Below are 26,976 nucleotides of genomic sequence, written 5' to 3' on the forward strand. Positions count from 1 at the left end.
CGACGAATACCCCTCGAGTGTGGAGGCTGCATGATCGAGGAAGCCACGGAATCGGCCACGATGGCCGTCGACGAACCAGCCGTGCTGGCGCGCGCCCGGCGCCTGGTCGACCCCGCGTTACGCCGTGCGGTGGCCGACCTGCCGGCGACCGTGCGCCGCATCGCCGAATACCACCTGGGATGGGCTGACGCCGACGGCGTGCCGCGGCCCAACTCGGGCGGCAAGCAGGTGCGCGCCGCGCTGGCCGTGCTCGGCGCCGAGGCGGTCGGCGTGGACCGGCACGCCGCGGCGGCCGGCGCGGCGGCCGTGGAGCTCATGCACAATTTCACGCTGCTGCACGACGACATCATGGACGGCGACGGCACCCGCCGGCACCGGCCGACCGCGTGGCGCGAGTTCGGCATCGGACCCGCGCTGCTCGCCGGCGACGCGCTGCTCGTACGGGCCGTCGAGCTGGTGCAGGACACCACCGCGCCGGGGGCGCCCGACGCGGCGCGGCTGCTCACCCGCACCGCGATGACGCTGGTCGCCGGCCAGTCGGCCGACCTGGACGGTCCGCGTGACCTGGCCAGCTACCGGGCCATGGCCGCCGCCAAGACCGGCTCGCTGCTCGCCTGCGCCCTGTCCATCGGGCCGGTGCTCGCGGCCGCGCCGCCCGCCCGGGCCGCCCAGCTGAGCCGGGCCGGCACCCTGCTCGGGCAGGCGTTCCAGGCGATCGACGACCTGCTCGGCGTGTGGGGCAGCCCGGAACACACCGGCAAACCCGCCGGCTCCGACCTGCGCGAAGGCAAGCGGACCCTGCCCGTGCTGCTGGCGCTGGACTCCGGTACCCCGCACGCTGTGACGCTGCACAAGCTCCTCGCCCGGCCGCCGCGCCGCACGGACGAGCTGCGCGCGGCCGCCGACCTGGTCGAGGCCGCGGGCGGGCGCGACGCGGCCGTGGTCGAGGCCAGTGCATTGGTACGCGACGCCCGCGACACACTCTCGTCCGTACCCATGAAACCCGAGGTACGCGCCGAACTGACCGCCCTGACCGACTACCTGACCCGGCGCAGCTGCTGATGACCTACCTGGAGTTCCTGCTGCGCTGGCTCGCGCCGCCGCTCGCGCTCGCGGCTGTCGCGGTGTGGGCGTCACGACGCCGGCTCGCCACGGCCCGGACGGCGTTCGGGGCGCTCGGGGCCTACACGGCGCTGGCCGTGGCCTGGACCACCCCGTGGGACTCGTGGCTCATCGCGCACGACGTGTGGCGCCACGGCGACGTGGCCGCCAAGGCGCTGCGGGTGCCGCTGGAGGAGTACCTGTTCATGATGGGGCAGTCCCTGCTCGTCGGGTTCGTGGCCATCGCGGTCCTCGCGCGTGTCGCCCCGGCCGCCGGCGCGGGCGGGTCGGCGCGCTGGGTCGGCGGGATCGGCTGGGGTGCGGCCGCCGTGGCCGCCTGGGCGGCGCATCCGGTGTGGTCGCACGGGTTCTACCTGACCGCGATCGTCGGCTGGTTCGGGCCGCTCCTGGCGCTGCAATGGGCGCTCGGCGGCGACCGCCTCGCCGCCCACGGTCGCGCCCGGGCGTGGGCGGTCGCGCTGCCCACGGCGTACCTGTGGGCAGTGGACCTGATCGCGATCCGGGCCGGCACCTGGTGGATCAACCCGGATCGCACCCTCGGCCTGCGCCCGTTCGGCCTGCCCCTCGAAGAGGCCGTGTTCTTCCTGGTCACGACCATGCTGCTGGTGAACGGGATGATCCTCGCGCTGGATGCCGAGATGTGGCGGCGGGCGGCGCGGTGGCTGCGGCGGGCGGCGGTGACCGCCGATGCGTGAGCGGCCCGTCGTCGTCGTGGGCGCGGGGCTCGGCGGCCTCGCGGCGGCACTGCACCTGGCCGGGGACGGCCGGCGGGTGCACGTCATCGAGCGCACGGACGCGCCCGGCGGGCGGGCCGGGCAGCTGCGGGTGGACGGCTACTCGTTCGACACCGGGCCGACCGTGCTCACCATGCCGGACGTGATCGACTCGACGCTCGCCGCCGTGGGCGAGACGCTCACGGACTGGCTCGACCTGGTGCCGCTCGACCCGGCGTACCGGGCGCACTTCGCCGACGGCTCCACCCTGGACGTGCGTACCGACCCGGACGCGATGGCGGCGGAGATCGAGGCGCTCGCCGGGCCGCGCGAGGCGGCCGGGTACCGGGACCTGGCGCGGTGGCTCACCCGGCTCTACGAGGTCGAGTTCCGTTCGTTCATCGACCGCAACATCGACTCGCCGTTGGGGCTCGTCGGGCCGGACCTCGCCCGGCTCGTGGCGCTCGGCGGCCTGCGCCGCCTCAGCGGACGCGTGGCGAAACACCTCCGGGACCCCCGTACCCAGAAGGTCTTCTCGTTCCAGACGCTGTACGCGGGCATGGCGCCCCACGAGGCCCTCGCCCTCTACGGAGTGATCAGCTACATGGACACCGTGGCCGGCGTGTGGTTTCCGCGCGGGGGCATGCACGCGCTCGCGCGGGCGCTGGCCGGGGCGGCCGAGAAGCACGGGGTCGAGTTCACGTACGGCGCGCCCGTGACGCGGATCGAGACGCGCGGCGGGCGGGCGACCGCCGTGATCACCTCCGACGGGTCGCGCATCGAGGCGCAGGCCGTCATCGTCAACGCCGACCTGGGGGTCGCCTACCGGTCGCTGCTGCCGGACCGGCCCGCACCCCGCCGGCTGGCCCGCGCCCGCTACGCGCCGTCGTGCCTGCTGCTGCACGTCGGGGCCGACTGGTCGTCACCCGACCTCGCCCACCACAACATCCACTTCGGACGCGCGTGGCGGACGACGTTCGACGAGCTCGTACGCGGCGGCGTCCCGCAGAGCGACCCCTCGCTGCTCGTCTGCCACCCGTCCGGCACCGACCCGGCGCTCGCGCCGGCCGGGCGGCACAGCTACTACGTGCTCGTACCCGCCCCGCACCTCGGCGGCCGGTTCGACTGGGCGGCCGACGGCGACCGGCTCGTCGAGGCCACCTGGGCCGAACTCGCGGGACGCGGCTACGCCGGCCTGCGCTCGTCCGCCGACGTCGTGCGTACGGTCACCCCGGTCGACTGGGCGGCGATGGACCTGCCCATGGGTACGCCGTTCTCGCTGGCCCACACGTTCGCGCAGACCGGCCCGTTCCGTCCCGCCAACCGGGTGCGCGGACTGTCCAATGTGTTCTTCGCGGGCGCCGCCACGCACCCCGGCGTCGGCGTGCCCACGGTCCTCATCTCCGGCCGCCTGGCGGCTGAACGCGTCCGGAAGGCATAGCGTGCCCAGCCCCTCCCCCACCCTCACCTCCGCGTACGAGCGCTGCCGGCGCCTCAACGCCCGGTACGGCCGCTCGTTCTACCTGGCCACCCTGCTGCTGCCGGCATGGAAACGCCGCCACGTGCACGCCCTCTACGGCCTCACCCGGTACGCCGACGAGATCGTCGACGACCTGGCGGCCACGGCCGCCGTCGAGGACCGGGCCCGGGCCCTCGCGACGTTCGCGGACGAGTTCTTCGCGGCACTCGACGGCGCCCCGACCCACGACCCGCTCCTGCCGGCCGTGGTGCACACCGTGCGCGCCTTCGACATCGACCGGGAGATCTTCGAACGGTTCTTCCGCGCCATGACGATGGACCTGACCGTCACCGCCTACGAGACCTACGACGACACCCTGTCCTACATGGAGGGCTCGGCGGCCGTCATCGGGGAGATGACCCTGCCGATCCTCGAACCGCTGGAACCGGCCGCCCGCGAACCCGCCCGGCAGCTCGGCTTCGCGTTCCAGCTGACCAACTTCGTCCGCGACATCGGCGAGGACCTGGCACGCGGCCGGGTCTACCTGCCGGCCCAGGACCTGGCCCGGTTCGGCGTGACCCGGGACGACCTGGCCGCCCCGCGCGCGTCCGCGGCCGTACGCTCGCTGCTGGCCTTCGAGATCGCCCGCGCCCGCGAACACTACGCCGCCGCCGAACCGGGCATCGACCTGCTGGCCCCGTCGTCTCGCCCCTGCGTACGCACCGCCCACGAGCTCTACGGCGGCATCCTGCGCCAGATCGAACGTGCCGACTACGAGATCCTGCGCCGCCGGGTCGCCGTGCCCGCGCGTACGCGCCTGGGACTGTTCGCGCGGGCGCACCGCGCCGCGGCGCGCGCCCACCGGGCCGAACTTCGCTAAAACTTCCGGGAACCACCGTCGAACCTGACGACTCGAACCGAGCGGGGGCACCACGAAAAAAACCCCCGGCTGGCCCGCCGGGCTCCGGGGGAGCGCATCACACGGGGCGCGGGTACGGGGACGGGGCGGCGTCAGACCGGAGAACTGACGCCGCCCCGCCTGGCGCTATCCACGGCGTGGGGTCCAAACGCGACGTTATCCACAGGCATGGCGTCCGGCCGGGCGACGCCGCAGGATGGGCCCATGGCCCGGCTTCCGCACCGACCACCCGGGTTGCGCGGCCGGTTCTTCGACGGACCCGCCGCCGTGGCCGCCGGGCTGATCAGCCGTACGCAGCTGCAGGGCAAAGCCTGGCGCCGGCTGGTACGCGGCGTCTACGCCGACGCGTCGCTGCCGGTCACCCACGAACTACGTTGTCGCGCGGTCGCCGCCCACCTGCTGCCGGACGGCGGCGCCATCGCCGGCCGCTCGGCGGCGACCCTGCTCGGCCCCGGGTTGGCTCGCCCGGCCGAACCGGTCGAGGTCATCACGCCGGAGGCGGGTCGGCCCCGGGTACGGGACGTCATCGCGCACGCCGGCCACCTCGACGCGGCCGAACGCTGCGTCATCAAGGGCATCCCGGTGACCACACCGCTACGCACCTGCTGGGATCTCACCCAATGGCTGGACCCGATCGAGGCCGTGGTCCTGCTCGACCGGATCGTCCGGGCCGGATTCGTCAACGAGGCGACGCTGTCGGCACACGCCGCGGCGCGAAGAGGCGCCTACGGGTCGGTACGCTTCGCCCGGACAGTCGGGCTCGTCGACGGGCGGGCAGAGTCACCGCAGGAGAGCCGGCTGCGGGTCATGATGGTGCTCGCCGGCCTACCGACGCCACAGGTCCAGTGGAAGATCTACGACGCGGCCGGCTTCATCGCCCGCGTCGACCTCGCCTACCCGGACCTTCGCGTGGCCATCGAGTACGACGGCGTGTGGCACGCAAGTGCCGATCAGCTGAACCATGACCGCGACCGCCTCAACCGCCTCCAAGCGGCCGGCTGGCTGGTCATCCACGTCACGGCAGCCCGCCTCTACGCCCCGGAACCCCTCCTCCACGAGATAACGGGCGCGCTCGCCACCCGCCGCCCCCGCTAACAACGCAGCGCCGGCCTTCGTCCGCCCACCCCCACCCGCGCCCCACCCGCGCCCCCACCCGCGCCCGCATCATCCCCACGCCCGCATCCGCCCCGCGGCCCGCATCATCCCCACGCCCGCATCCGCCCCGCCCACATCCGCCGCGCGTCGCCCCCCCCCGCTGAAGGGAGCCCGGTCCGAGGCGGGCCGACCATAGGTCCGGTCCGAAGGGGAAAGCCGGCCCGAAGAGGGCCGGCGTCCGGGGCGTGGGTACGCGTCCCCGAGCGCATCTCGTGGGCGCCTGCCTGCCGGCGTTTGGACGATTCCGCGTGGAATCCAGGGGCCCTGTTACACGCGGAATCGCCCAAACGTCGGGCGGGCAGGCACGCACGCGGGCGGGCAGGCACGCGGGCGGGCGGACACGCGGGCGGGCGGGCACGCGGGCGGGCGGGCAGGCACGCAGGGGCCGGCACGCGGGCACGCGGGTGGGTGGGCAAGGGGGGAACAAGGCGGCGGGTGCGCGCCGTCCGCGGAGCGGACGGGGCGCACCCGCCGAGGGTGGGTCAGGAGCAGGCCGCGCCGTTGAGCTTGAACAGCTCAGGGGACGTGTTGGCGCCGCTCGTGGCACCGGTGAAGCCGAACGTCACCGAGCTGCCCGGGTTGATGGTCGAGTTCCACGAAAGGTTCTTCGCGGTCACGCCGCCGCCGGACTGGGTGTAGGACGCGCTCCACAGCTGGTCGATCTTCTGGCTGCCGGCGAAGTTCCAGGCCAGCTCCCAGTTCTTGATCGCCTTCGTGCCGGTGTTCTTGATGGTGATCTGCGAGACGAAGCCGCTGCCCCAATCGCCCTGCAGGTCGTAGGTCACCTTGCAGGTGCCGGCCGCCGGGGCCTTGCCGTCGCCCAGGTCGCCGAGGAAGCCGCCGACCCACGCCAGCGTCGAGTTCCAGTTGATGGCCACCTCGTTGGTGGCGTACGACTGGATGTCGTCGACGTAGCAGAACTGCGGCGCGCAGCCCTTGAGGAGCTTGCCCGCGTACGGGTCCTGGATGTCGACGTTCGGGCCGCCGGCCAGCGATCCGGTCGGCGGGTTCGGCAGCTCGGTGTTGAGCTGGTTGCCGAACATGCGGCTGTGCTGGTTCTGCGGCGTCACGTCGCCGTAGTTGGTCACGTAGGAGTGGTTGAGCGCGTTGCGACCGAACAGGTAGTCGACGCCCTCGACGACACCTTCGCGGTACTTGGCCGCGCCGGTGAGGTCGTACGCCGTGGCGACCACGACGAGGTTGTTGAGCAGGCCGCTGTTCGAACCCCACACGTAGTGGTAGTCGGCCGGCGCGTAGGGCATGCCGTAGGACTCGCCGGCCTGGGTGGCCAGGTACGCGTCCGCGGCCGCCACGACGGACGCCTTCACCGCCGCGCGGTCGGCGGCCGGCAGCAGGTTCGGCACGGTGGCCAGGTCGAGGCGGCCCAGCGCCGCGACGCCCTGCCAGCCGAAGCCGCCCGCGTCGAAGACGTTGGCGGTCTTCAGCGGGGAGGCGTCGATGTCGGCCTTGTAGGTCGCCTGGCCGGTGGTGATGAACAGCTCGGCCGCCGCCCAGTAGAACTCGTCGGTGACGTTGCTGTCGTCGTACGCGCCACCGCCGTTGCCGTCGCTGACCAGGGCGTACTTGGCGGGGTTGGCCTTGGCCGCCGCGTAGGCGGTCTTCGCGGCCGCGAGTGCCTTGGCCGAGAACGCCGGGTCGTAGTTGGCGAACAGGCGGGCCGCCTGCGCCGCCACGGCGGCGAGGTTGAGCGTGGCCGCCGTCGACACCGCGTGCAGCTCGCGCGGCTGCGGGTCGTCGGCCGGGTCGAGCGGCAGGCCGGTCCAGGCCGCGTCGTGGATCTTGTGGTGGGCCATGCCGGCGAACGGCTTGCCGGCCGGTACCTGCATGCGCAGCAGGAAGTCCAGCTCCCACTTCGCCTCGTCGAGGACGTCCGGGATGCCGTTGCCGGTCTCCGGCAGGCGCAGCGTGTTGTCGCCCCGGGCCGCGGCCACGGCAGCGGCGGTCTTGGACCGCTCGAACTCGCTGAGCAGCTGGTAGGTGGCGATGCCGCCGTTCACGACGTACTTGCCGTGGTCGCCGGCGTCGTACCAGCCACCGCGCACGTCGAGGCTGTAGTCGCAGACGCCCGCCTGGCACGGCACGTCGATGTCGCCCTGGTTGGGCGCGACGCCGATGTGGCCGGCCGCCCGGGCGTACTTCTCGCCCACCAGCGAACCGTCGATCGCGATGCCGCTGCGCTGGATGTAGAAGAACTGCAGCGCGTCCGAGCGCAGGTCGGAGTAGATGGAGGCGGAGATGTCGAACGCGAAGCTCGTCTCCCCGTCCGCGACCAGCGTGTACCCGCTGCCCGCCTTCTTGTACGACGAGAAGTCGATGCGGTGCACGTTCTGGTTCGACGACGCGTCCACGCCGGCCGGGGCGGAGGTGCCGGAGGCGACCACGGTGCCGGCCGAGTTCTTCAGCTGCCAGGGCAGCGCCTCGGTGGCCTCGGTGACGAGGGTGGCCCGCTTCGGGCCGGCCGGCAGGTAGCCGACCTGGTTCACGCGCACGCGCGGGCCGGTGTCGGGCTCGTACACGTCGGGGGCCGCCCCGCCCTTGAGCGAAAGGTTGTCCAGGCAGAGCGTCCAGCCGCCGGCCGAGCCGCCGATCTGGAACGCCAGCTGCGCCGTGGGGGCGTCGGCGTCGGCCGTGAACGTGTACGAGTACTCGGTGAGTTCGGTGCCGATCGTGGTGGGCCGGGACAGGAACTGCGTCCACGGCTCGGTGGAGAGCTGGACGTTGGCGAGCACGGTCACGGCCTTGCTGGCCTTCGCCGAGAACGTGAGCCGGTACGTCGTGCCCGCGACGATGTTCACGTCGTTGTGGCCGATGATCGCGTCCCACGGGTTGACCGTGTCGTCGGCGATCGTGGCGCACAGCTGCCCGTCGACGACCTCCGACGGCGCGCTCGCGGTCCACCACCAGGGCGCCGTGCCGTCGTCGAAGCCGCCGTTGATCAGCTGCTCGGCGCCGGTCGGCTCGCCGCCGCCACCGCCGGGCGGGCCGACGAGCGAGACGTTGTCGACACAGATCGTGTACGCGTTCGCGTTCCCGCCGAGCTGGAAGGCGACCTGCGCCTTGTCCGTGCTGCTCGCGGCGGTGAACGTGTACTCGAACTCGGCGCTGTCGCCGAGTTCCACGGTCCGGCTCAGCTCGGTCGTGTACGGGTCGACGCCCAGCTGCACGTTCGCCTTGATGGCGGCGGCCGCGCTCGCCGAGGCGGTGAACTTCAGGGTGTACGAGCCACCCGCGACGAGGGTCAGGTCGTTCTGGCCGATGCCGGCGTCCCAGGGGTTCGCCAGTCCGGCGGCCACGTCGGCGCAGTATTCGCCGTCCACGACCGCGCCAGCGGTCGCGGTGCCGTAGGAGTACCAGGGTGCGGTACCGGTATCAAAGGAGCCGTTGACGATCAGTTCGACGGGATCGGCGGCGAAGGCTGGCGAGGAGGCCAGCCCGGGCGCGATAAGGACGGCGGCCAGAGCCGCAGCCGTACTGGCGCGCAGGGCGCGCCTAAGCTTGTGGGCTGTCACCTGGGGATGGTCGCGACCATTATTCACGCATGTCAACGCATGACATGCGGCTCATGCCCCGAGCATCAATGAACAGCGAAACTTACGGCGTGGACCCGACTGTCCCGGGCGTGCGCGCGGTTAGCCTGGGCGCATGCTGCTGTCGTTCTCGATCACGCCGCTCGGGGTGGGGGAATCGGTCGGGGAGTACGTCGCGGACGCCGTGCGCGTGGTCCGCGAGTCCGGCCTGCCGAACCGCACGGATGCCATGTTCACCACCGTCGAGGGCTCCTGGGAGGAGACCATGGCGGTCCTGAAGGCGGCTGTCGACGCGGTCCAGGCCCGCGCGCCGAGGGTCAGCGTGGTGATGAAGGCCGACATCCGGCCCGGTGTCACGGACGCGATGACGGCGAAGGTCGCCCACGTCGAGGCGCGCCTGCGCGACGGATGACCGCACCGCGCCCCTGATCGGGTCCTTGCTTGGTTGCCGGAGACGGCAGGATCCGTACAGCGAACCGGGCTGGCACCCCGTGGGTGCCAGCCCGGTTCATCCCTGAGAGGAGAGAGGTCTACAAGCGGTTGAGCGTGAGGTCGCGCGCCTCGGCGTAGCGGGCACGGACCTGCGGGGTCGGGTCGGCCTCGAAGCGCTCCGGCTCCAGCGCCGACCACGACGGGGCCTCGTCGCCGCCGAGCGCCACCCAGGCCGCCTGGCGGGCCGCGCCGTCCGCGACGTACTCGCCCGGGGGCGGGACGAGCACCGTGCAGCCGAACACGGACGGGGCGATGCGGCGTACCGCTTCGGACCGGGCGCCGCCGCCGACCAGGATGACCCGGTTGACGACCGCTCCCTGCGCGACGAGCGCGTCGAGGCAGTCGGCCAGCGCGCAGAGCAGGCCCTCGACGGCGGCGCGCGCCATGAAGGCGGGCGTCATCGTCGACAGGGTCAGCCCGTGCAGGGAACCGGTCGCGTCCGGCTTGTTGGGCGTGCGCTCGCCTTCGAGGTACGGCACGAGCGAGAGCCCGCCCGCGCCGGCCGGTGCGGACAGCGCGAGGTCGGACAGCTCGTCCAGCGAGACGTTCAGCAGGGTGGCGGCGCTGGCGAGCACCCGGGCCGCGTTGAGCGTGGCGATCAGGGGCAGGTACCGGCCGGTCGCGTCGGCGAAGCCCGCCACGGTGCCGGTCGCGTCGGCGGCCGGCACCTCGGCGACCGTGAAGACCGTGCCGGACGTGCCGATGGAGATGATGACGTCGCCCGGGCGGGCGCCGACGCCGAGCGCGGCCGCCGCGTTGTCGCCCGTACCCGGACCGAGGACGAAGCCCGACGGCGAGTGGGCGGCCGTGTCGGCGGGACCGAGCACGCGGGGTGTGCCGACGTCCTTGCCGAGGGCCAGTTTGAGCAGGTCACGGCGGTATTCGCCCGTACGGGGCGACCAGTAGCCCGTGCCGCTCGCGTCGCCCCGGTCGGTGGTGATGGCGTCCAGCGAGGTCGCGCCGGCCAGCTTCCAGGTGAGCCAGTCGTGCGGCAGGCAGACGAACTCGGTCCGCGCGGCGTTGTCCGGCTCGTGGGTCGCGAGCCAGCGCAGCTTGGTGACCGTGAACGACGCGACCGGCACGCTGCCCACCTGGTCGGCCCAGGCGGCGGCCCCCACAGAGCCGCCGCCCAGGTCGGCGATGAGGTCGGCGGCGGCACCCGCCGACCTGGTGTCGTTCCACAGCAGCGCGGGACGAACAACCTCACCGGAACCGTCCAGGCACACCATGCCGTGCTGCTGCGCGCCGACGCTGACGGCGGCCACGTCGGCCAGGCCGCCGGCGCCCTCGATCGCCTCGGAGAGCGCCGACCACCACGCGTCCGGGTGGACCTCCGTGCCGTCGGGGTGGGCGGCGCGGCCCTCGCGGACCAGCGCCCCCGTCTCCGCGTCCCGGACGACGACCTTGCAGCTCTGGGTCGACGAGTCGACCCCCGCCACGAGGGTCATCGCGCACCCAGGAGGTGCTCGATGCCGAGCTGGTTGAGGCGCACGAAGTGGCTGCCGCGGGCGCCTGCCGCCTCGAAGTCGAAGTCCTCGAACGACGACCGGTCGTTGAGCAGGCCCTGGTAGGTCTCGCCCTCGGCCAGGGTGGACTCGCGGGTGCCGGCGACCCGGGCGGCGGCCAGCGCCTCGGCCACCTCGGGGTCGGCCCGGTACGCCGCCGCGCGCTCCTTGAGCAGCAGGTAGGTGCGCATGTTGGCGGCCGCCGACGCCCACACGCCGTCGAAGTCCTCCGTACGCGAGGGCTTGTAGTCGAAGTGACGCGGGCCCTCGTAGGCGCGGGCGCCGTCGACGCCGCCGAACTCCAGCAGGTCGACCAGGAAGAACGCGTTGATCAGGTCGCCGTGGCCGAAGACGAGGTCCTGGTCGTACTTGATGCCGCGCTGGCCGTTGAGGTCGATGTGGAACAGCTTGCCGTGCCACAGGGCCTGGGCGATGCCGTGCACGAAGTTGAGGCCGGCCATCTGCTCGTGGCCCACCTCGGGGTTGAGGCCGACCATCTCGGAGTGCTCCAGCGACTCGATGAACGCCAGCGCGTGGCCGACGGTCGGGAGCAGGATGTCACCGCGGGGCTCGTTCGGCTTGGGCTCCAGGGCGAAGCGGATGTTGTAGCCGCGGTCGATGACGTACTGCGCCAGGGTGTCGATGCCCTCGCGGTAACGGTCGAGGGCGGCGCGGACGTCCTTCACCCCGTCGTACTCGGAGCCCTCGCGGCCGCCCCACATCACGTACGTCTCGGCGCCCAGCTCGGCGGCGAGGTCGATGTTGCGGATGACCTTGCGCAGCGCGTACCGGCGGATGTCGCGGTCGTTGTTGGTGAAGCCGCCGTCCTTGAAGACGGGCTGCTCGAACAGGTTCGTGGTGGCCATGGGCACCACGAGGCCGGTCTCGTCGAGCGCCTTGCGGAAGCGGGCGATGTGGCCCTCGCGCGCGGCGTCGTCCGAGCCGAACGGGATGAGGTCGTCGTCGTGGAACGTCAGGCCGTAGGCGCCCAGCTCGGCGAGCTTGTGCGCGGTCTCAACGGGGTCGAGCGCGGGGCGCGTGGCGGCGCCGAACGGGTCGCGGGCCTGCCAACCGACGGTCCAGAGGCCGAAGGTGAACTTGTCCGCCTTGGTGGGCTGTGTGGTCATTATGTGTGCCTCCGGAACGCCGTTTGTATAGTGGTTGAACTTATTAACGTCGGTGTGACATTGTCAAGGGGTGACAGTCCGGACCACGGCGATGGACTCCCCCGTCCGCCAGCACAGCCTCCGCGAGCACAACCTCGCGCTCGTGCTGCGCCGGGTCGCCACCAGTGCGCGTCCCCTCTCCCGCGCCGATGTGGCCGCCGCCACGGGCCTGACCAGGGCCACCGTGTCCACCCTCGTTGACGATCTCGTGGCCGGCGGCCTGCTCTGCGAGCTCGACCCCGTGCCCCGCGCCGGAGTCGGCCGGCCTGCCACGGGCCTCGCGCTCAGCCCGCGCGGCCCCTGCGGGCTGGGCCTGGAGATCAACGTCGACTACCTGGCGGCCTGCGTCACCGACCTGTCCGGCACGGTACGACACCAGATCATCCGCCACGTGGACCAGCGCGACCGCCCCGCGCCCGACGCGCTCGCGGCCGTCGCGGAGCTGGCCGCGGACGCGGCCCAGGTCGCCGTCGCCGAACACCTGCCGATCGCCGGCGCCGCCCTCGCCGTCCCCGGCCTGGTCCGCCAGCACGGCGACGGCGGCGGCACGGTCCACGTCGCCCCGAACCTGGGCTGGCGGGACGTGGACGTGCCCGCCAAGCTCGGCGAACTGCCCCTGCGGGTGGAGAACGAGGCCAACCTGGCCGCCCTCGGCGAGCTGCAGGCCGGCGAGCCCGACCCGGAGGCCTCCCCGAGCTTCATCTACGTCTCCGGCGAGATCGGCATCGGCTCGGGCATCGTGCTCGACGGCCAGCTCTACCGGGGCGCGCACGGCTGGGGCGGCGAGTTCGGCCACCTCACCATCGACGCGAACGGGCCGCGCTGCCACTGCGGCGCGCGCGGCTGCCTGGAGCAGTACGCGGGCCAGGACGCGATCCTGCGCGCCGCCGGCGTACCGCTGACCGACCCGGCCGGCGCCGGCCCCGCCGGGCTCGACCGCATCCAGCGCCTGGCCCAGTCGGGCGACCCCGCGATGCTGGGCGCGCTGCGCGCGGCCGGAACCGCCCTCGGCATCGCGCTGGCCGCGGCCGTCAACCTGCTCGACGTGGACGCGGTCGTGCTGGGCGGCAGCTTCGCGCCGCTGGCGCCCTGGCTGGTCACGCCAGTCGAGGAGGAGCTGGCCACGCGCGTCATCACGGCCGGCTGGTCGCGCGTGGCGGTCCGCCCGTCAGCGTTGGGCCCCGAGGCGACGGTCGTCGGCGCGGCCCGGTCCGTCATCCGGGACGTCCTCGCCCACCCCGCCGCCTGGCTAGCGACCCAGCCTTAGCCAGATCAGCCCGAGTACGGGCAGGACGAGCGGTACGAACCCGTAGCCCTGGCCGTAGCCGGACCACACCGTGGCGTCCGGGAACGCCGCCCGGTCGAGCAGGCTGAGCGTGCCGACGGTCAGCACGCCGAGCAGCTCGACCACGCAGCACACGAACGCGAGCCGGCGCCCGAACCGGTTGCCCAGCGCGAGACCGACGGTCGCGACCAGGTAGATCGCCGCCGCCACGGCCGACAGGGCGTAGGCCACCGGGGCCTCGTCGAACTTCGTGGCGATCTGCACCCCGGCCCGCGCCCCGGCGGCCAGGGCGAACACCCCGTAGATGCCGATGAGCACGCGCCCCGGGCCGGAATTCGTGGCCGCCTCGCGGGTCTCCGGGGCCTCCTGGTCGATCACGGCGGTCACCAGACCTGCTGGAGCCGCAGCATGAGGACGGCCACGACCGCCCCGGCGACCGCCATGATCACCGAACCCCACCGGGTCTGCTCCATGTAGGCGAGCACCGTGGCGGCCGGCAGCAGGAGCGCGACCGTGAGCAGGTACCCGATGAAGGTGGCCGGCTCGGCGGCCTTCTCGCCGCCCGCCATGCGCACCAGGGCGATCACGACCTGGGCGAGCACGGCGACCTCGATGACCGCCGCGAGCGCCAGGTGGCCCCGGTTGAGCCAGCGCTCGCGCAGCGCGGCGACGAGCGCCCATCCGGCGAGGACGAGCGAGGTGATGAGAATGCCGGTGGCCAGGGCGGGGGTCACGGCGAAAGCCTACCGGCTGGTTCTTCGCGCCCGATCGCGCCGCCGCCGCAGGCATCACCGTCGATCGGACGCTACTTCTGTGCGGTGACGGTGGTGGCCGTTACGGTGCCATCCGTGGCGGTCTGGCCCTGGATGGTCACGGTCGAACCCGCCTTGATGTTCTTCAGGGTGCCCGGCTGGCTCACCGACACCTTCGTCTCGTCGGTGGTCTTCACCGTCACCGTCTCGCCCGACGACGTGGTGATGTAGATCGTCGTACCGTTGACGAGCTTCACCGTGCCGGTCGTCGCGGCGCCGGGACGAGTGCCGGCCTGACCGCCCGTGCCGCCCTGTCCCCCGCCGAAGCCGCCGGGTCCGGCCCGGCCGACGGTCAGCCCGCCAGGCGCGGCCGGGCTCGTGGGCGTACTCCCGGAGTTCTTCTGGACGAGCGAACCGGCGATGAAACCGCCGATGACGAGCAGCAGCCCGGCCAGCACAAACGTGATCTTGTTGACGCGCTGGCGGGGCGCCTTGGCCGCGAGCTCGCGTTCCAGGTCGTCGTCCAGCGGATCGGTCAGCTCGACCGTGGTGGGCTCGGTCATCGGGTTCTGCTCCCTACTCATAGCGAAGTGCCTCGATGGGACGAAGCGACGCGGCGCGGCTGGCCGGATAACTGCCGAAGAACAGGCCGATGGCGACGGAGACACCCAGGGCCAGGGCGATCGAGCTGGGCACGATCACGGGCTTGATGCCGACGATGGTGAACTGGCTGCCGATCAGCGCCGCGGCGACGCCGGCCAGGCCGCCGAACAGACTCAGTACGGTCGCCTCGACGAGGAACTGGGTGAGCACGGTGCGCTTGGGCGCGCCGAGAGCCTTGCGGATGCCGATCTCACGGGTCCGCTCGGTGACCGTCACCATCATGATGTTGGTGATGCCGATGCCGCCGACGAGCAGGCTGATGCCGGCCACCGCGCCGAGGAGCACGGTGAACGTCTCGGCCGTGGCCGTGCGGGTCTCCAGCAGCTGCGACTGGCTGCGGATCGTGTACGGCGCGGTCGCGCCCGCCGCCACGCGCAGCTTCTCGTTGAGGATCGTGGTGATCTGCGCCTGGGCCGCGTCGACCGTCTCGGCGCTGGTCGCCTGCACGAGCAGCTGGTTGAGCGACCCGTACCCGGTCAGCGTCTCCTGCACGGCGCTGATCGGCGCGATCGCCACGTCGTTCGGGTCGTTGAAGCCCGAGCTGCCCTTCTCGGCGAGCACGCCGATGACCCTGAACAGCGTGCCGTTGACGGTGATCTGCTGGTCGATCGGGTCGACGCCGGTGAACAGCGCCTCGGCCACCGTCGAGCCGATGACCGCGACCTTGCGGCCCTGCGTCACGTCGTCCTGCGTGAACAGCGAACCCTTGGCCACGGCGAAGTTCGACGCCGCGACATAGCCCGGGTACGTGCCGACGAACTGCGGCACCGAGTGATCCATGCCGGCGTACGTGGCCGTCTGCGAGCCGGTCACGACCGGGGACACGGACGCCACGTCCGGCGCGGCGGACTTGTCGGCCAACGCCGACACCAGCTCGAAGCTGAACGCGGTGTTGCGCGTGTTGGCCGACGCCTGGCGCACGCCCCCGCTGGACACGGTCAGCGTGTTCGTACCGAGCGATTCGATCTGATCCTGGACCGCCTTCGCGGAACCGGTGCCGACCGCGACGAGCAGGATCACGGCGGCGACGCCGATGAGGATGCCCAGCACCGTCAGGCCCGACCGCAGCTTGTTCGCGGTCACGCCGCGAATGGCGAATCTCACCGTCTCGAACACGCTCACGCCGGGACCTCCGAAAGTGCTCGCTGGCGGACGTCGGAGACGATGCGGCCGTCGACGAGCCGGATGAGGCGGCGCGCGTGCTCGGCCACGTCCGGTTCGTGGGTGATGATGATGATCGTTCGGCCGGCCTGGTTGAGCTGGTCGAGAATGCCGAGTACGTCCATCGTGGACTGGGAGTCCAGGTTGCCGGTCGGCTCGTCGGCGAGGACGAGCGCCGGGGATGTGACGAGCGCCCGGGCCACCGCGACCCGCTGCTGCTGGCCGCCGGAGAGCTGGTTGGGCTCATGGCCCGCCCGGTCGGCGAGGCCCACCATCGCCAGCGCGGCCTGCGCGCGCCGGCGCCGCTGCGCCCCCTTCACCCCGGCGTACGCGAGCGGCAGCTCGACGTTGGCCAGCGCGGTCGTGCGCGGGATCAGGTTGAACGACTGGAACACGAAGCCGATGCGCCGGTTGCGTACGAGGGCGAGCTGAGGGTCGGTCAGCCGGCTCACGTCCACGCCATCCAGCAGGTACCGCCCGGAGGTGGGCACGTCGAGGCAGCCGAGGATGTTCATCAGCGTCGACTTGCCGGAGCCCGACGAACCCATGATCGCCACGTAGTCGCCGCGCGCGACCGTGAGGTTCACCCCACGCAGCGCGTGGACCTCGGTCTCGCCCTCGCCGTACGTCTTGACCACGTCGCGCACGTCCAGCACCGGGCGGGCGTGCCGCGCCATCATCGCGGGCCCCCGCCACCGGCGCCGCCGCCGGGGAAGCCGCCCGCGCCACCGGGGAAGCCGCCCGCGCCACCGGGGAAACCGCCGCCGCCGGGGAACTGGTTGGTGCCCCCGGACGTCGTCTGGGTCACCACGACGACCTGATCGCCGACGTTCACGCCCGACTTGATCTCGGTGTACGAGTCGCCCTCGACGCCGACCTCGACGGGCCGCAGTTCGGTCGCGCCGTTGGTCGAGACCGTGACCAGCCGCTGGCCGCCGACCGTACGGACGGAGCTGGCCGGCACCCGGATGACGTTGGACGCCGCGGAGATGGCCACCACGGCCGTGACGGTCTGGCCGATGCGCGCCCCGGACGGCACCGAGTCCAGGCTGATCACCACGGCGTACGAGTTGACGTTGTTGGCCGTCGTGGCCGTCGGGGCGACCGTCTTCACCTTGCCGGTGACCTGCGTGTCGGGCAGCGCGCTCCACGTCACCGTGGCCGGCTGGCCGGCCTTGAGCTTCGTCGCGTCCGTCTCGGCGAAGCTCGCCGAGACCTGCAGCTTCCTGACGTCGACGATGGAGATGAAGCCGCTTGACGAGGTCGAGCCACCGGAGCCGCCGCCCCCGGAGCCGCCGCCCCCGGAACCGCCGCCCGACCCGCCGGAACCGCCCGACGAGCCGCCCAGCGTCCCGTTGACCGCGGTCACCGTGCCGGCCATCGGGGCCTTGAGCACGGTGCCCGCGAGCGTCCGCGCCGCTTCGTCGACGGACGCCTGGGCGGCCGTGACGTCGGCCTTGGCGTTGGCGATCGTCGTGGCGTCGGGCTCGGCGGCGTCCTCGGCCCGGTCCAGCGCCGCCTCGGCCGCCGCGAGGTTGTCCTCGGCGGTGTCGAGTGCCGCCTGAGCCGCAGCCGGGTCGATCTTCGCGAGCACCTGGCCCTTCCTGACCGCGTCACCGACCTTCACGGAGATCGACGTCACCTTCCCCGAGGTGGCGAAGTTCGCGGTCGCCGTCGCGGCGCTGGCCACCGAGCCGGTCGCCGTCGCGGTCGCGGTCACGTCGCCCTGGGTTGCCGCCACCAGGCGGGTACCGGTCGTCGCCGCCGGCGCCGTCTCGGGCCCCGCCACGGTCCTATAGGCCCAGAAGCCCCCGGCGAGAACCGCCAGGGCCAGGGCGGTGTTCACGAGGATCACCGGTCGTTGCCACACACGCATGGCGTGGATCGTGGCCTGTCCCGTTCAGAGCGAACCTGTGGTTAGCTCGAAGGAAGCTGGGAGTCCGCAAGGTCGTCGGGGAAATCATCGTCACGCGGGATGTCGGGCTCGGCGGGCAGCAGGACCCGGAACCGCGCGCCGGCACCCGGCGCGGTGCGCAGCTCGACGCGGCCGCCGTGCGCCGTCACGATGGCCGCCACGATGGACAGGCCCAGGCCCGCGCCACCATGCACGCGGGTACGGCTGTGATCGATCCGGTAGAGCCGCTCGAAGACGCGCGTGGCGTCCTCGGGGCGCATGCCGGGTCCGGTGTCGTGCACCTCGATCACCGCCACGGGTACGTCGTCGGGCAGCGGGTCGCCCACGGCGGCGGTCGGCGGCCCGCCGGCCATCGCGGGCGTGAGCCGGCCCACGCCCACCTCGACGCGGGCGGTGTCGGGGGTGTGCTGCAGGGCGTTGGTGACCAGGTTCGTCACCACCTGCCGGATGCGCGCCTCGTCGCCCAGGACGGTCACCGGCTCCAGGATCCCGCCCGGGCCGCCGACGGCGTCCAGGTAGACGAACCGGGTCGGCACCCGCACGTGCGCGTCGCGCACCGCGTCGGCGGCCACGCCGAGCAGGTCCACCGGGGCGCGGTCGAGCGGGCGCTCCTCATCCAGCCGCGCGAGCAGCAGCAGGTCGTTGACAAGCAGCCGCATCCGGCCGACCTCGCCCTCGATGCGGCCCATCGCCTCGTCCAGTTCGGGGCCGGGGTGCACGCCGCCTCGCCGGTACAGCTCGGCGAAGCCCTGGATCGAGGTCAGCGGCGTGCGCAGTTCGTGCGAGGCGTCGGCGAGGAACCGGCGCAGCTTCCGCTCCGACTCGGTGCGCGCCTCGACCTCCTCCTCGATGCGTCCCAGCATGGTGTTGAGCGCGGTACCCAGCCGGCCCGACTCGGTGTGCGGGTCGGCGTCGTCGACCCGGCGCGACAGGTCGCCCGCCGCGATGTCGGCGGCCGCCTGTTCCATGCGGGTCAGCGGGCGCAGCCCGATGCGCACCACGGAGGCCGCGGCCACCCCGATGAACAGCAACATGAGGCCGATCACGGCGGCGTCGATGACGATGAGGTTGTCCTGGATCGACTCCACCTCGTCCAGCGACACGACCCCGACGACGTACCCGTTGGTGTTCTTCAGCTCGGCCACCATGACCCGCGAGTAGCCGACGGTGAAGGCGTCGCGGCCCGCGTGTGCGGCCACCGACGCGAAGTCGCCCAGGTCCGGCGGGTCGGGCTGGTTCCAGTCCGGGAAGAGCGGCCGACCCTGCGCGTCCTGCGTGATCCGGTTGCCGTCCGCGTCGTAGAGATAGGCGTTGTACTCCGGCCCGAACACGCCCCGGTTTCCCAGGTTGGGGCGCCGACCGCTGTCGAACTGCGGGTTGGGCCCGGGGGCGTCCTGGTCCAGCCGGATCAGGGAGGCGGCCCGCACCCCGTCCTCGAGGCGGCGGTCCAGCCGCTCCATGAGATAGCCGCGGAGCAGGATCACGCCGAAGGCGTTCGCCGCGATCAGCGCGACCGCCGCGAGCGTGGCAACGACGACCACCATGCGGGTACGCAGGGTCCAGGTCCGCCAGGACCGGAACCGGGGTCGTCGCAGGCCGGGCACGATCACCCGTCCGAACGCGGCCGCCGCAGCGCGTAGCCCACGCCGCGCACAGTATGGATCAGCGGCGGTTCAAACTTGTCGATCTTGCGACGGAGATAGTACACATAGGACTCCACGATCCGGCCGTCGCCGCCGAAGTCGTAGCTCCACACCCGGTCGAGGATCTGCGCCTTGCTCACCACCCGACCCGCGTTGGTCATCAGGTACCGCAGCAGGTTGAACTCCGTCGGAGACAGGTCGATGAGCTGGCCGCCACGGCGCACCTCGTGCGCGTCCTCGTCCAGTTCCAGGTCCGCGTAGCGCAGCACGCCCGGGTCGTCCGCGTCAGCGTCGGGCTCGGAGCGGCTGCGCCGCAGGATCGCCCGGATCCGCAGCACGACCTCCTCCAGGCTGAACGGCTTGGTGACGTAGTCGTCGCCGCCGACGGTGAGGCCCGAGATCCGGTCCTCGACCGCGTCGCGCGCCGTCAGGAACAGCACCGGCACACGCCGTCCGGCCGCGCGCAGCCGGTGCGCCACCTCGAAGCCGTCGAAGTCGGGCAGCATCACATCAAGGACGACGAGGTCGGGCTCGAACTCCTCGGCGGCGATGAGCGCCTCCCGGCCCGCGTTCGCGACGCGCACGTCGAAGTCCGTGAGCCGCAACGTCGCCGACAGCAACGCGCAGATGTTCGGCTCGTCGTCGACGACGAGAATCTTCGCCACTCGTCCACCTGTCCCGAGCCCGTGCGCCGGGCCTGCCTGCACCGCGATCCGACCTGCCATGGGCCCATGTCTAGCGTCGCGACCTCGAAGGTCGCTGGGAGCGGGCTGTCGGTCAGCCGGGCAGCACGACGGTCTCCCCGGCGGTCAGCCCTGAGGTGATCTCGGTGTACTGGTCGCCCCGCAGCCCTACTCCCACCGTACGGACCTCGGTAGTCGAGCCGCTGCCGCTCGCCACGGTCACGGTGCCCGACTGCCCGTCGATGCCGGTCACCGCCGCCGACGGGACGTACAGCACGCCGGTGGCGGTGGCCGTGGTGACGGTCACGTCGGCGCTCTGCCCGACAAGCAGATCGGACGGCACGTCCGTAAAGGTGATCTGCGCGCCGTAGGTGACCAGGCGCGACGAGACCGTACCGATGGGGTCGACCTGCGACACCGTGCCCGCGACGGGGTCAGCCGCCCGGCCGGCGAGCGTGACGGTGGCCGCCTGGCCCACCTCCAGCCGAGCCACGGCCGCCTCCGAGAACGACGCCGTGACGGCCAGGTCGTCGCGGCCGGCCAGGACGATGAACGCGCCGCCGGCGCTGACCTCGCTGCCCACCGCCCCCGAGATGGAAATGATCTTCCCGGTGACGGGTGCCTTGATCGTGGTGCCGGCCAGCGCCCGCTGCGCGTTGGCCAGGGCCAGCTCAGCGTTGTTGAGCCGCTGCTGCGCGGCGAAGACGGCGTCGGCCGATGTGCCCTGCCGTGACTCCGAACCGCGCGAGCCACCCGAGCCGCTGGTCGGGCCCGACCCGCCCGCGGCGGGGCCGGCGGCGCTCCCGGAGGTACCCGGTGGTGTTGTCGGCGTGGCGGCGGCGCGCGCCGCGGCCTCCTCCGCCGCGGCGGCCGCGTTTTCGGCGCTGGTCAACGCCTCCTCGGCCGCGTCGACGTTGTCCTGGGCGGACTGCACGGCGTCCTGCGCGTCCCCGGTGTCCAACCGCGCGAGCACCGCGCCCTCGGCGACGGTGTCGCCAGCGGCGACCTTGAGCGAGCTGACGGTCCCGCTGGCGCCGAAGCTGAGGGTACGCGCGCCGACGGCGTTGACCGTCCCCGCCGCGGACACCGTGAGGGTGACGTCGCCCGTGCTCACGGTGGCCGTGCGGGGCGTCGTGGCGGCGGCCCTGTCGTCGCCGCTGAGGGCGACTGCGCCGGCGACGCCGAGTGCCGCGACGGCCGCGACGGCGACGCCGCCGCCAATGATCAGCCGGGATCGGGAGCGCGTGGTGCTGGACATCATGGTGGCGCAGTGTGCTAGCCCGGGCTCCCGATTCGCTGGGTCGAACCTCGGAGCGCGCTCAAAGGCCGCCCCGGTGGCTGACCGAATTCCGAGGTCCCTCCGAGGTTCGTCCGACGCCGCGTCGAGGCGCGGGCGGTGTGCTGTCACCGGCCCGCAGGCCTGGCTACGCGACATGGAGGCAGGACGTTGAGGTACGGATGGCGAACCGCCGGTTCGGTGCTGGCCATGGCCGGCATCGCGGCCCTGCTCACCGCATGTGGTGACGGTGACGAGGGGACGTCCGCGACCAGCGACGGCCAGGGCGGTTTCGCCGCGTACCAGGAATGCCTCGCGCAGCAGGGCATCACATTGCCCTCCTGGGGGCAACAGGGCCAGCCTCCGCCCTCCGGCAGCCGCGTCCCCCGCGCGATGCCGGAGGGCGGGGGCGCTCCGCCGGGCGGCGCGCCGCCCGGTGGCGGCGGCTTCATGCCTGAGGGTGTCGACCAGGAGACGTGGCAGAAGGCCCAGGAGGCGTGCGCGCCGGTGCGCCCGAGCGGCGGGCCCGGCGGCTTCGGCGGCGACAACTCTGCGTTCGCGGCGTACCGCAACTGCCTGGCCGAGAACGGCGTGTCGGGTTCGGCCGGGCCGGGCCAGCTCACCACCGCCGATCCGAAGGTCGCCGCGGCGGAGAAGGTGTGCGCCGCGCTGCGCCCGTCGGGCCGCCCTGGCGGTGGCGCACCGCCGACTCCCTCGGCTAATTAGGGACGAATCGGTAATTACGTCGGTTACTCCCGCGACGCGCCTGGTCGCCTGATCGTTGTGCCGGGTGCGTCAACCTTTTGGGAGAACCCGATGCGTCGATACCTGGCGGTCCTTGCCACCACTGCTATTACGTTCCTCTGCTGGACGACGCCGGGTTATGCCGACATCCATCAACCCGCGGTGGTCAGCGAGGATCCGGTCGACTGGACGCCGAATGTCCTTGATGGACAGGTCAACGCGATCGCCGTGGTCGGGAGCACGGTCGTGGTCGGCGGCAACTTCGCCCGCATCGCCGAGGCCGGCTCGCGTCAGTCGTACTACCAGCCGTACATCTTCGCCTTCGACAGCTCCACCGGGCGCCTCGTCGACTTCCGGCCCAACCTCGACGGCCCGGTCAACTCGCTGGTCGCCGGCCCGGACAACACCGTCTACGCGGGCGGCGGGTTCCGGGTCGTCAACGACGAGCGCCGCCGCGGCGTCGTCCGCCTGAACCTCAGCAACGGCGAGATCACGGACGGCTTCGAGGGCACGGTCGGCAACGGCGAGGTCAAGTCGATGGAGCTGCACCGCAACGCGCTCTACGTCGCCGGCACGTTCACCTACGTCGGCGGCCGGCGGCAGAACGTGCTCGCCCGCCTCGACAGCCGGACCGGATGGCCGGACCCCAGCTTCGACGTGGAGGTCGCCGCCCCCAACCACCCGCGCGTGAAGATCGAGGACACCGCGCTCAGCCCGGACGGCCAGCGCCTGGTCATCATCGGCGAGATCACCCAGGTCAATGGCCAGCCGCGCTCGCAGCTCGCGCTGCTCAACGTCGGTGGGGGCCGGCCCACGGTCGACCCCTGGTACACCCTGGCGTACGACGCCTGGTGCCACCGCTCGTTCGACACGTACGTGCGCGCGGTCGACTTCTCCCCCACCGGCTCGTACTTCGTCGTGGTCACCACGGGCGCCGTCTCCGGCCCGCAACGCATGTGCGACACGGCGGCCCGGTTCGACCCACGCGGCTCCGGCGCGCACGACCCCACCTGGGTCAACCACACCGGCGGCGACACCCTGACCGCGGTCTCCGTGACCGGCACGGCCGTGTACGTGGGCGGCCACCAGCGTTGGATGAGCAACCCGTACGGGCGCAACTTCGCGGGCCGGGGCGCCATCCCCCGCATCGGCATCGCCGCGCTGGACCCGCGCGACGGCAGCGTCCTGGCGTGGAACCCGACCCGCCTGCGGGGCAAGGGCGTCGGCGTCATGGTCGCCACCGACTACGGCCTGTACGTCGGCTCGGACACCAACGTCCTCGGCCGCGAGTACCACGGCAAGCTGGGCATGTTCCCGCTGCACCGCCGCTAGGCGCGGCGCGGCTGCTGACGAGGAGGCGCCATGGCGGCGGTGGGCGCGGGCGTACCGGGTTGGGTGGACCTCGGCTCCCCCGACCTGGCGGTGACGCGGCGGTTCTACGGCGAGCTGTTCGGCTGGGAGCCGCGGCTGTCGCCGTCCGGCGAGTACACGACCTTCCTGAAGGACGGCTTGGCGGTGGCCGGCGCCGGGCCGCTCATGACGCCGGACCAGCCGGTCGTGTGGACCACATACATCATCGTGACCGACGCCGACGACACCGCGGCCAAGGCGGAGTCGGCCGGCGGGCAGCTCATCGCGCCGCCGTTCGACATCCGCGACCTGGGCCGCATGGCGATCATCCTGGACCCGACGGGCGCGGTGGTCGGCATCTGGCAGCCCGGCACCATGTCGGGCGCCGAGCTGTTCAACGCGCCGGGCGCGCTCAGCTGGGAGGAGCTGTTCAGCCAGGACGTGGCCGCCGCGAAGGCGTTCTACTGCTCGGTGTTCGGCTGGGCCACCGAGGACACCCTGAACGAGGCCGGCGAGATCACGTACACGCAGTGGATGGTGGGCGGGCGGCCGATCGGCGGGATGATGGCCATGGCCGACCTGTTCGGGGCCGACGTCCCGCCGCACTGGGCCGTCTATTTCGGCGTGGCGAACGCCGACGAGGCCGCCGCGACGATCACCCGCCTCGGCGGCACCCTCGTACGCCCGCCCGTGGACATCCCGGAGGGCCGGTTCGCCAACGCGCTCGACCCCCACGGCGCGTCGTTCAGCATCTTCGAGGCGGCGGACTGACCCTCAGCGTCGGGCGGTCAGCGGCACCAGGACCAGCGCGGCGGCCCCGGCACACGCCGCGCCGACCGCCCACCACCAGAAGAAGCCGCTGAACGACGAGGCGACGACGAGCCCGATGCCCAGCCCGGCCAGCAGGCCCAGGCCGAACAGCGCGCGTGGCGACAGGCCGAGCCGGGGCAGCCGCACCGCCACCAGCACCTCCAGCCAGGTGACGGCCACCGCGAGCAGCGCCGCGCCGAAGCTGTCGAGCACGGACAGCCCGTGCCCCTCGCTGATCGGCACGAGGACGGGCCCCTCGGCCCGCGCGGGCACGGCGAGCAGGACGAGCCCGACGAGAAGGAGCAGGCCCGCGACGAGCACCTGGCGTGCGATCGGCATGCCACCATGCAACCATCGATCGCACCGGATGAGCTGGTCGGATGACCGACGGAACGTGGCTCACGCCAGAGCGTTGACCAGCTCCCGGCAGAACGCCGGCAGGTCGTCGGGCTTGCGGCTGCTGATGAGCGTCGATGCCGCGCCCGCCCGGTGCACCCCGCCGGCCGCGGCCCTGTCGACAACCACCTCGGCGTCGACCCAGGTCGCGCCCGCGTTGCGGAAGTCGGTCTGCAGGGTCGGCCACGAGGTCAGCTTGCGGCCGCCCACCTCGCCGGCCTCGATGAGCACCCAGCCGCCGTGGCAGATCACGGCGACCGGCTTGCCCGCGTCGAAGAACTCCCGCACGAGGCGGACCGCCTCCGTCTCCAGGCGCAGCGCGTCCCCGTTGGCCACGCCACCCGGCAGGACCAGCGCGTCGTAGTCGGCCGCGTGGGCGTCGGCGGCCACCACGTCGACCGGGTACCGCCCCGCCCTGTCGAGGTGCCGGAAGGCCTGCACCTCGCCCTTCTCGGGCGCCACCAGCCGTGGCTGGTGCCCGGCCTCGCTGACCGCCTGCCACGGCTGCGTCAGCTCGACCTCTTCGATTCCCTCGCCCGACACGAGGAAGGCGACAGTTCCCATGTCACTACCTCCTGGTGGCTCGCTCGGCCCGCAGCCGCAGCGTGATCACGACGAGGTCGGCGACGGTCACCGCGGCGAGAACGAGGAGCACGATCCCGAACCCGGTGAAGCCCTGGCTCAGGGACCACGCCGCACCGAGCACGCACAGCACCAGACCGAAGAGGGCGAGCACCAGGCGCAGGCGCAGCGCGCTGTAGGGATGGCCCACAGTGCCACGCGCCCCCCTGGGCTGCGGTCCGATCGGCATCCGCCCCACCTCCATCGGCTCAAGGAGGTTCAGTACCCAGCTTCGCCGGGCGCATGCGCCGGCTCAGCGGCGCGCTTCGCCGCCGCGCGCCAGCAGCGCCGCGAGGGGCAGGGTGGCCGCCCCGAGCGCGACCGCGTCGGGTCCGAGGTGGCTGAGCTCGATAGACACCTGCTGGTACGGGCGATCGAGCGCCTGCCGGCGGGCGCCGAACCGGATGCGCGGCAGCCGCGCGGCGCCCAGCGCGAGCCCGGCCCAGCCGCCCAGAACCACCCTTTCGGGGTTCAGCACGTTGATCAAATTCCCGATGGCGGCGCCCAACTCGTCGGCCACCGCGTCGGCCAGCTCCGCCTCGGGCCCCGGCTGTTCCGCCGCGGCGATCATCGCGGTCAGGCCGGCGACCTCGTCGTCGTCGGCCGGCTCCCCGGTGATCTCGGCCAACCGGGCGAGGACGCCCTCCGCCCCGACGTACGCCTCGACGCAGCCGCGCGCGCCGCACCGGCAGCCGCGTCCCCCGTACACGAGGGTGGTGTGCCCCCACTCGCCGGCGCTGCCGCTCATCCCGCGGTACGGCGTGCCCTCGCTGACCACCGCGGCGCCGACGCCGGAGCCGACGAGGGCGACCACCGCGTGCCGTACCCCCTTCGCGGCGCCGAACCACATCTCGGCCTGCGCCAGCGTGCGCGCGCCGTTGCCGAGCAGCACCGGCGGGGCGACCCCGGCGTCGCGGAGCAGCTCGGCCAGGGCGACGGAGTGCCAGCCGATCGTCGGGGCGTGCACGAGCGCCGTGCCCGCCTCCTCGACGATGCCGGGCACGCCGATGCCGATGCCGATCACCCGCGCGGGGTCGATAGTCCCGAGCTCATCGGCGGGTCCGGTCTCCTCCGGCGGCGGGCCCGCCAGGATGTCGGCGATGGCGCTGGCCACCTCCTTGACCACGGCCTTCGGCTCGGGGCGCACGGAGTCCAGCGGGCGCTCGATGGCGCGCAGCCTGGTCAGGGCCGCGTCGAACAGCTCGACCGTCACGCCGGTCTCGCCGACGTCGACCCCGATGAGGTACCCGTACTCGGGATTGAGGCGCAGGAGCACGCGGGGACGGCCCCCGGCGGACTCGACCTGGCCGGCCTCGACGACGAGCCCGTCGGCCAGCAGATCGGCGGTCACGGTGCTGACCGTGGCCGTGGAGAGTTTGGTGACCTGGCTGAGTTCCAGCCGGCTCAACGGCCCGTCCTTGAAGAGCGTGCTCAGCAGGACCGACCTGTTGCGACGGCGGATGTCGCGGGTCGTGGAGTGCGGCGAGTCCATGGGGGCCTGAGCGTACCCGTTACCCACGGTTGCCGGCCTCCTCCGATGGGTTGTCATGCCGTGACCGAGCCGGTGCGGCACGGCTGTCGACTCACGGCCTCGTGTC

26 protein-coding genes are annotated in these 26,976 nt (G+C 72.7%); 10 read left to right on the forward strand and 16 right to left on the reverse strand.

Features of this window, described 5'->3' with window-relative positions; translation table 11 throughout:
- The first annotated feature begins 30 nt into the window (after nt 1–30).
- The 5 genes from ABD191_RS01505 (at nt 31) to ABD191_RS01525 (ending at nt 5,308) form a co-directional block, all read left to right on the forward strand.
- Nucleotides 31–1,062 (forward strand): polyprenyl synthetase family protein, encoded by a 1,032-nt coding sequence (locus ABD191_RS01505; RefSeq protein WP_344075859.1) that lies wholly within the window; start codon nt 31–33, stop codon nt 1,060–1,062.
- Nucleotides 1,062–1,817, forward strand: coding sequence for a lycopene cyclase domain-containing protein (locus tag ABD191_RS01510; RefSeq protein ID WP_344075860.1), 756 nt, complete (start codon nt 1,062–1,064; stop codon nt 1,815–1,817). The genes ABD191_RS01505 and ABD191_RS01510 overlap by 1 nt, the downstream gene beginning before the upstream one ends.
- Entirely contained in the window at nt 1,810–3,276 is a 1,467-nt protein-coding gene (gene crtI / locus ABD191_RS01515) for a phytoene desaturase family protein (RefSeq protein WP_344075861.1), read from the forward strand. Before ABD191_RS01510 ends, crtI begins: the two co-directional genes overlap by 8 nt.
- A 1-nt stretch (nt 3,277) precedes the next feature.
- Nucleotides 3,278–4,174 carry a phytoene/squalene synthase family protein gene (locus ABD191_RS01520; RefSeq protein WP_344075863.1) on the forward strand — a complete coding sequence of 299 codons (897 nt, stop codon included), beginning with the start codon at nt 3,278–3,280 and terminating at the stop codon, nt 4,172–4,174.
- A 243-nt stretch (nt 4,175–4,417) separates the two neighbouring features.
- Nucleotides 4,418–5,308, forward strand: coding sequence for an endonuclease domain-containing protein (locus tag ABD191_RS01525; protein WP_344075865.1), 891 nt, complete (start codon nt 4,418–4,420; stop codon nt 5,306–5,308).
- Between the two features lie 542 nt (nt 5,309–5,850).
- Here the strand turns inward: ABD191_RS01525 and ABD191_RS01530 are convergent.
- Nucleotides 5,851–8,898, reverse strand: coding sequence for a glycoside hydrolase family 9 protein (locus ABD191_RS01530; RefSeq protein ID WP_344075867.1), 3,048 nt, complete (start codon nt 8,896–8,898; stop codon nt 5,851–5,853).
- Between the two features lie 133 nt (nt 8,899–9,031).
- Between ABD191_RS01530 and ABD191_RS01535 the strand changes: the two genes are divergently transcribed.
- Nucleotides 9,032–9,328 carry an MTH1187 family thiamine-binding protein gene (locus ABD191_RS01535; RefSeq protein ID WP_344075869.1) on the forward strand — a complete coding sequence of 99 codons (297 nt, stop codon included), beginning with the start codon at nt 9,032–9,034 and terminating at the stop codon, nt 9,326–9,328.
- Between the two features lie 118 nt (nt 9,329–9,446).
- Here the strand turns inward: ABD191_RS01535 and ABD191_RS01540 are convergent, their stop codons facing one another.
- Nucleotides 9,447–10,856 carry a xylulokinase gene (locus ABD191_RS01540; protein ID WP_344075871.1) on the reverse strand — a complete coding sequence of 470 codons (1,410 nt, stop codon included), beginning with the start codon at nt 10,854–10,856 and terminating at the stop codon, nt 9,447–9,449.
- Entirely contained in the window at nt 10,853–12,040 is a 1,188-nt protein-coding gene (gene xylA / locus ABD191_RS01545) for a xylose isomerase (RefSeq protein WP_344075873.1), read from the reverse strand. Before xylA ends, ABD191_RS01540 begins: the two co-directional genes overlap by 4 nt.
- Before the next feature lie 70 nt (nt 12,041–12,110).
- Here xylA and ABD191_RS01550 point away from each other — a divergent pair, with 70 nt between their 5' ends.
- Nucleotides 12,111–13,346: an ROK family transcriptional regulator gene (locus tag ABD191_RS01550; protein WP_344075875.1), complete on the forward strand. Its 1,236-nt coding sequence runs from the start codon at nt 12,111–12,113 to the stop codon at nt 13,344–13,346.
- Here the strand turns inward: ABD191_RS01550 and ABD191_RS01555 are convergent.
- The 9 genes from ABD191_RS01555 to ABD191_RS01595 all read right to left on the reverse strand — a co-directional run bounded on the left by ABD191_RS01555 (nt 13,329) and on the right by ABD191_RS01595 (nt 21,442).
- Entirely contained in the window at nt 13,329–13,751 is a 423-nt protein-coding gene (locus ABD191_RS01555; RefSeq protein ID WP_344075877.1) for a hypothetical protein, read from the reverse strand. The genes ABD191_RS01550 and ABD191_RS01555 overlap by 18 nt on opposite strands.
- Nucleotides 13,748–14,098, reverse strand: coding sequence for a hypothetical protein (locus ABD191_RS01560; protein ID WP_344075879.1), 351 nt, complete (start codon nt 14,096–14,098; stop codon nt 13,748–13,750). Before ABD191_RS01560 ends, ABD191_RS01555 begins: the two co-directional genes overlap by 4 nt.
- A 71-nt stretch (nt 14,099–14,169) precedes the next feature.
- A complete protein-coding gene (locus tag ABD191_RS01565; protein WP_344075882.1) occupies nt 14,170–14,679 on the reverse strand; it encodes a hypothetical protein in 510 nt (169 codons plus the stop codon).
- 13 nt (nt 14,680–14,692) lie between these two features.
- A complete protein-coding gene (locus tag ABD191_RS01570; RefSeq protein ID WP_344075884.1) occupies nt 14,693–15,901 on the reverse strand; it encodes an ABC transporter permease in 1,209 nt (402 codons plus the stop codon).
- The gene (locus tag ABD191_RS01575; protein ID WP_425560623.1) at nt 15,898–16,620 is read right to left on the reverse strand and encodes an ABC transporter ATP-binding protein; all 723 of its coding nucleotides are present in this window, start codon (nt 16,618–16,620) and stop codon (nt 15,898–15,900) included. The genes ABD191_RS01570 and ABD191_RS01575 overlap by 4 nt, the downstream gene beginning before the upstream one ends.
- Nucleotides 16,617–17,816: an efflux RND transporter periplasmic adaptor subunit gene (locus ABD191_RS01580; protein ID WP_344075885.1), complete on the reverse strand. Its 1,200-nt coding sequence runs from the start codon at nt 17,814–17,816 to the stop codon at nt 16,617–16,619. Before ABD191_RS01580 ends, ABD191_RS01575 begins: the two co-directional genes overlap by 4 nt.
- 41 nt (nt 17,817–17,857) lie before the next feature.
- Entirely contained in the window at nt 17,858–19,459 is a 1,602-nt protein-coding gene (locus ABD191_RS01585) for a sensor histidine kinase (RefSeq protein WP_344075886.1), read from the reverse strand.
- 2 nt (nt 19,460–19,461) lie between these two features.
- Nucleotides 19,462–20,223, reverse strand: coding sequence for a response regulator transcription factor (locus ABD191_RS01590; RefSeq protein ID WP_425560624.1), 762 nt, complete (start codon nt 20,221–20,223; stop codon nt 19,462–19,464).
- A 52-nt stretch (nt 20,224–20,275) separates the two neighbouring features.
- A complete protein-coding gene (locus ABD191_RS01595; RefSeq protein WP_344075888.1) occupies nt 20,276–21,442 on the reverse strand; it encodes an efflux RND transporter periplasmic adaptor subunit in 1,167 nt (388 codons plus the stop codon).
- Nucleotides 21,443–21,628: 186 nt separating this feature from the next.
- Here ABD191_RS01595 and ABD191_RS01600 point away from each other — a divergent pair, with 186 nt between their 5' ends.
- The 3 genes from ABD191_RS01600 to ABD191_RS01610 all read left to right on the forward strand — a co-directional run bounded on the left by ABD191_RS01600 (nt 21,629) and on the right by ABD191_RS01610 (nt 24,322).
- Nucleotides 21,629–22,183: a hypothetical protein gene (locus ABD191_RS01600; RefSeq protein WP_344075890.1), complete on the forward strand. Its 555-nt coding sequence runs from the start codon at nt 21,629–21,631 to the stop codon at nt 22,181–22,183.
- Nucleotides 22,184–22,273: 90 nt separating this feature from the next.
- Entirely contained in the window at nt 22,274–23,533 is a 1,260-nt protein-coding gene (locus ABD191_RS01605; RefSeq protein ID WP_344075892.1) for a delta-60 repeat domain-containing protein, read from the forward strand.
- 30 nt (nt 23,534–23,563) lie between these two features.
- Entirely contained in the window at nt 23,564–24,322 is a 759-nt protein-coding gene (locus tag ABD191_RS01610; protein ID WP_344075895.1) for a VOC family protein, read from the forward strand.
- A gap of 3 nt (nt 24,323–24,325) precedes the next feature.
- On the opposite strand, the gene ABD191_RS01615 is transcribed toward ABD191_RS01610, so the two are convergent.
- The 4 genes from ABD191_RS01615 to ABD191_RS01630 form a co-directional block, all read right to left on the reverse strand.
- The gene (locus ABD191_RS01615) at nt 24,326–24,700 is read right to left on the reverse strand and encodes a hypothetical protein (protein ID WP_344075898.1); all 375 of its coding nucleotides are present in this window, start codon (nt 24,698–24,700) and stop codon (nt 24,326–24,328) included.
- Nucleotides 24,701–24,760: 60 nt separating this feature from the next.
- Entirely contained in the window at nt 24,761–25,321 is a 561-nt protein-coding gene (locus tag ABD191_RS01620; RefSeq protein WP_344075900.1) for a type 1 glutamine amidotransferase domain-containing protein, read from the reverse strand.
- A 4-nt stretch (nt 25,322–25,325) separates the two neighbouring features.
- Complete coding sequence (locus ABD191_RS01625) at nt 25,326–25,568, reverse strand: DUF6343 family protein (protein WP_344075902.1); 243 nt, start codon at nt 25,566–25,568, stop codon at nt 25,326–25,328.
- 63 nt (nt 25,569–25,631) lie between these two features.
- A complete protein-coding gene (locus ABD191_RS01630) occupies nt 25,632–26,897 on the reverse strand; it encodes an ROK family transcriptional regulator (RefSeq protein ID WP_344075904.1) in 1,266 nt (421 codons plus the stop codon).
- Nucleotides 26,898–26,976: the final 79 nt, after the last annotated feature.

The organism is Luedemannella helvata (assembly GCF_039528415.1).
Classification (GTDB): Bacteria; Actinomycetota; Actinomycetes; order Mycobacteriales; family Micromonosporaceae; genus Luedemannella; species Luedemannella helvata.

Coding starts and splice junctions, on each gene's coding strand:
- ABD191_RS01540 (WP_344075871.1), bottom strand. CDS start 10,856: ATGACCCTCGTGGCGGGGGTCGACTCGTCGACCCAGAGCTGCAAGGTC.
- ABD191_RS01525 (WP_344075865.1), top strand. CDS start 4,418: ATGGCCCGGCTTCCGCACCGACCACCCGGGTTGCGCGGCCGGTTCTTC.
- ABD191_RS01535 (WP_344075869.1), top strand. CDS start 9,032: ATGCTGCTGTCGTTCTCGATCACGCCGCTCGGGGTGGGGGAATCGGTC.
- ABD191_RS01625 (WP_344075902.1), bottom strand. CDS start 25,568: ATGCCGATCGGACCGCAGCCCAGGGGGGCGCGTGGCACTGTGGGCCAT.
- ABD191_RS01580 (WP_344075885.1), bottom strand. CDS start 17,816: ATGCGTGTGTGGCAACGACCGGTGATCCTCGTGAACACCGCCCTGGCC.
- xylA (WP_344075873.1), bottom strand. CDS start 12,040: ATGACCACACAGCCCACCAAGGCGGACAAGTTCACCTTCGGCCTCTGG.
- ABD191_RS01565 (WP_344075882.1), bottom strand. CDS start 14,679: ATGACCGAGCCCACCACGGTCGAGCTGACCGATCCGCTGGACGACGAC.
- ABD191_RS01575 (WP_425560623.1), bottom strand. CDS start 16,620: ATGATGGCGCGGCACGCCCGCCCGGTGCTGGACGTGCGCGACGTGGTC.
- ABD191_RS01595 (WP_344075888.1), bottom strand. CDS start 21,442: ATGATGTCCAGCACCACGCGCTCCCGATCCCGGCTGATCATTGGCGGC.
- ABD191_RS01505 (WP_344075859.1), top strand. CDS start 31: ATGATCGAGGAAGCCACGGAATCGGCCACGATGGCCGTCGACGAACCA.
- ABD191_RS01510 (WP_344075860.1), top strand. CDS start 1,062: ATGACCTACCTGGAGTTCCTGCTGCGCTGGCTCGCGCCGCCGCTCGCG.
- ABD191_RS01590 (WP_425560624.1), bottom strand. CDS start 20,223: ATGGCAGGTCGGATCGCGGTGCAGGCAGGCCCGGCGCACGGGCTCGGG.
- ABD191_RS01610 (WP_344075895.1), top strand. CDS start 23,564: ATGGCGGCGGTGGGCGCGGGCGTACCGGGTTGGGTGGACCTCGGCTCC.
- ABD191_RS01615 (WP_344075898.1), bottom strand. CDS start 24,700: ATGCCGATCGCACGCCAGGTGCTCGTCGCGGGCCTGCTCCTTCTCGTC.
- ABD191_RS01605 (WP_344075892.1), top strand. CDS start 22,274: ATGCGTCGATACCTGGCGGTCCTTGCCACCACTGCTATTACGTTCCTC.
- crtI (WP_344075861.1), top strand. CDS start 1,810: ATGCGTGAGCGGCCCGTCGTCGTCGTGGGCGCGGGGCTCGGCGGCCTC.
- ABD191_RS01620 (WP_344075900.1), bottom strand. CDS start 25,321: ATGGGAACTGTCGCCTTCCTCGTGTCGGGCGAGGGAATCGAAGAGGTC.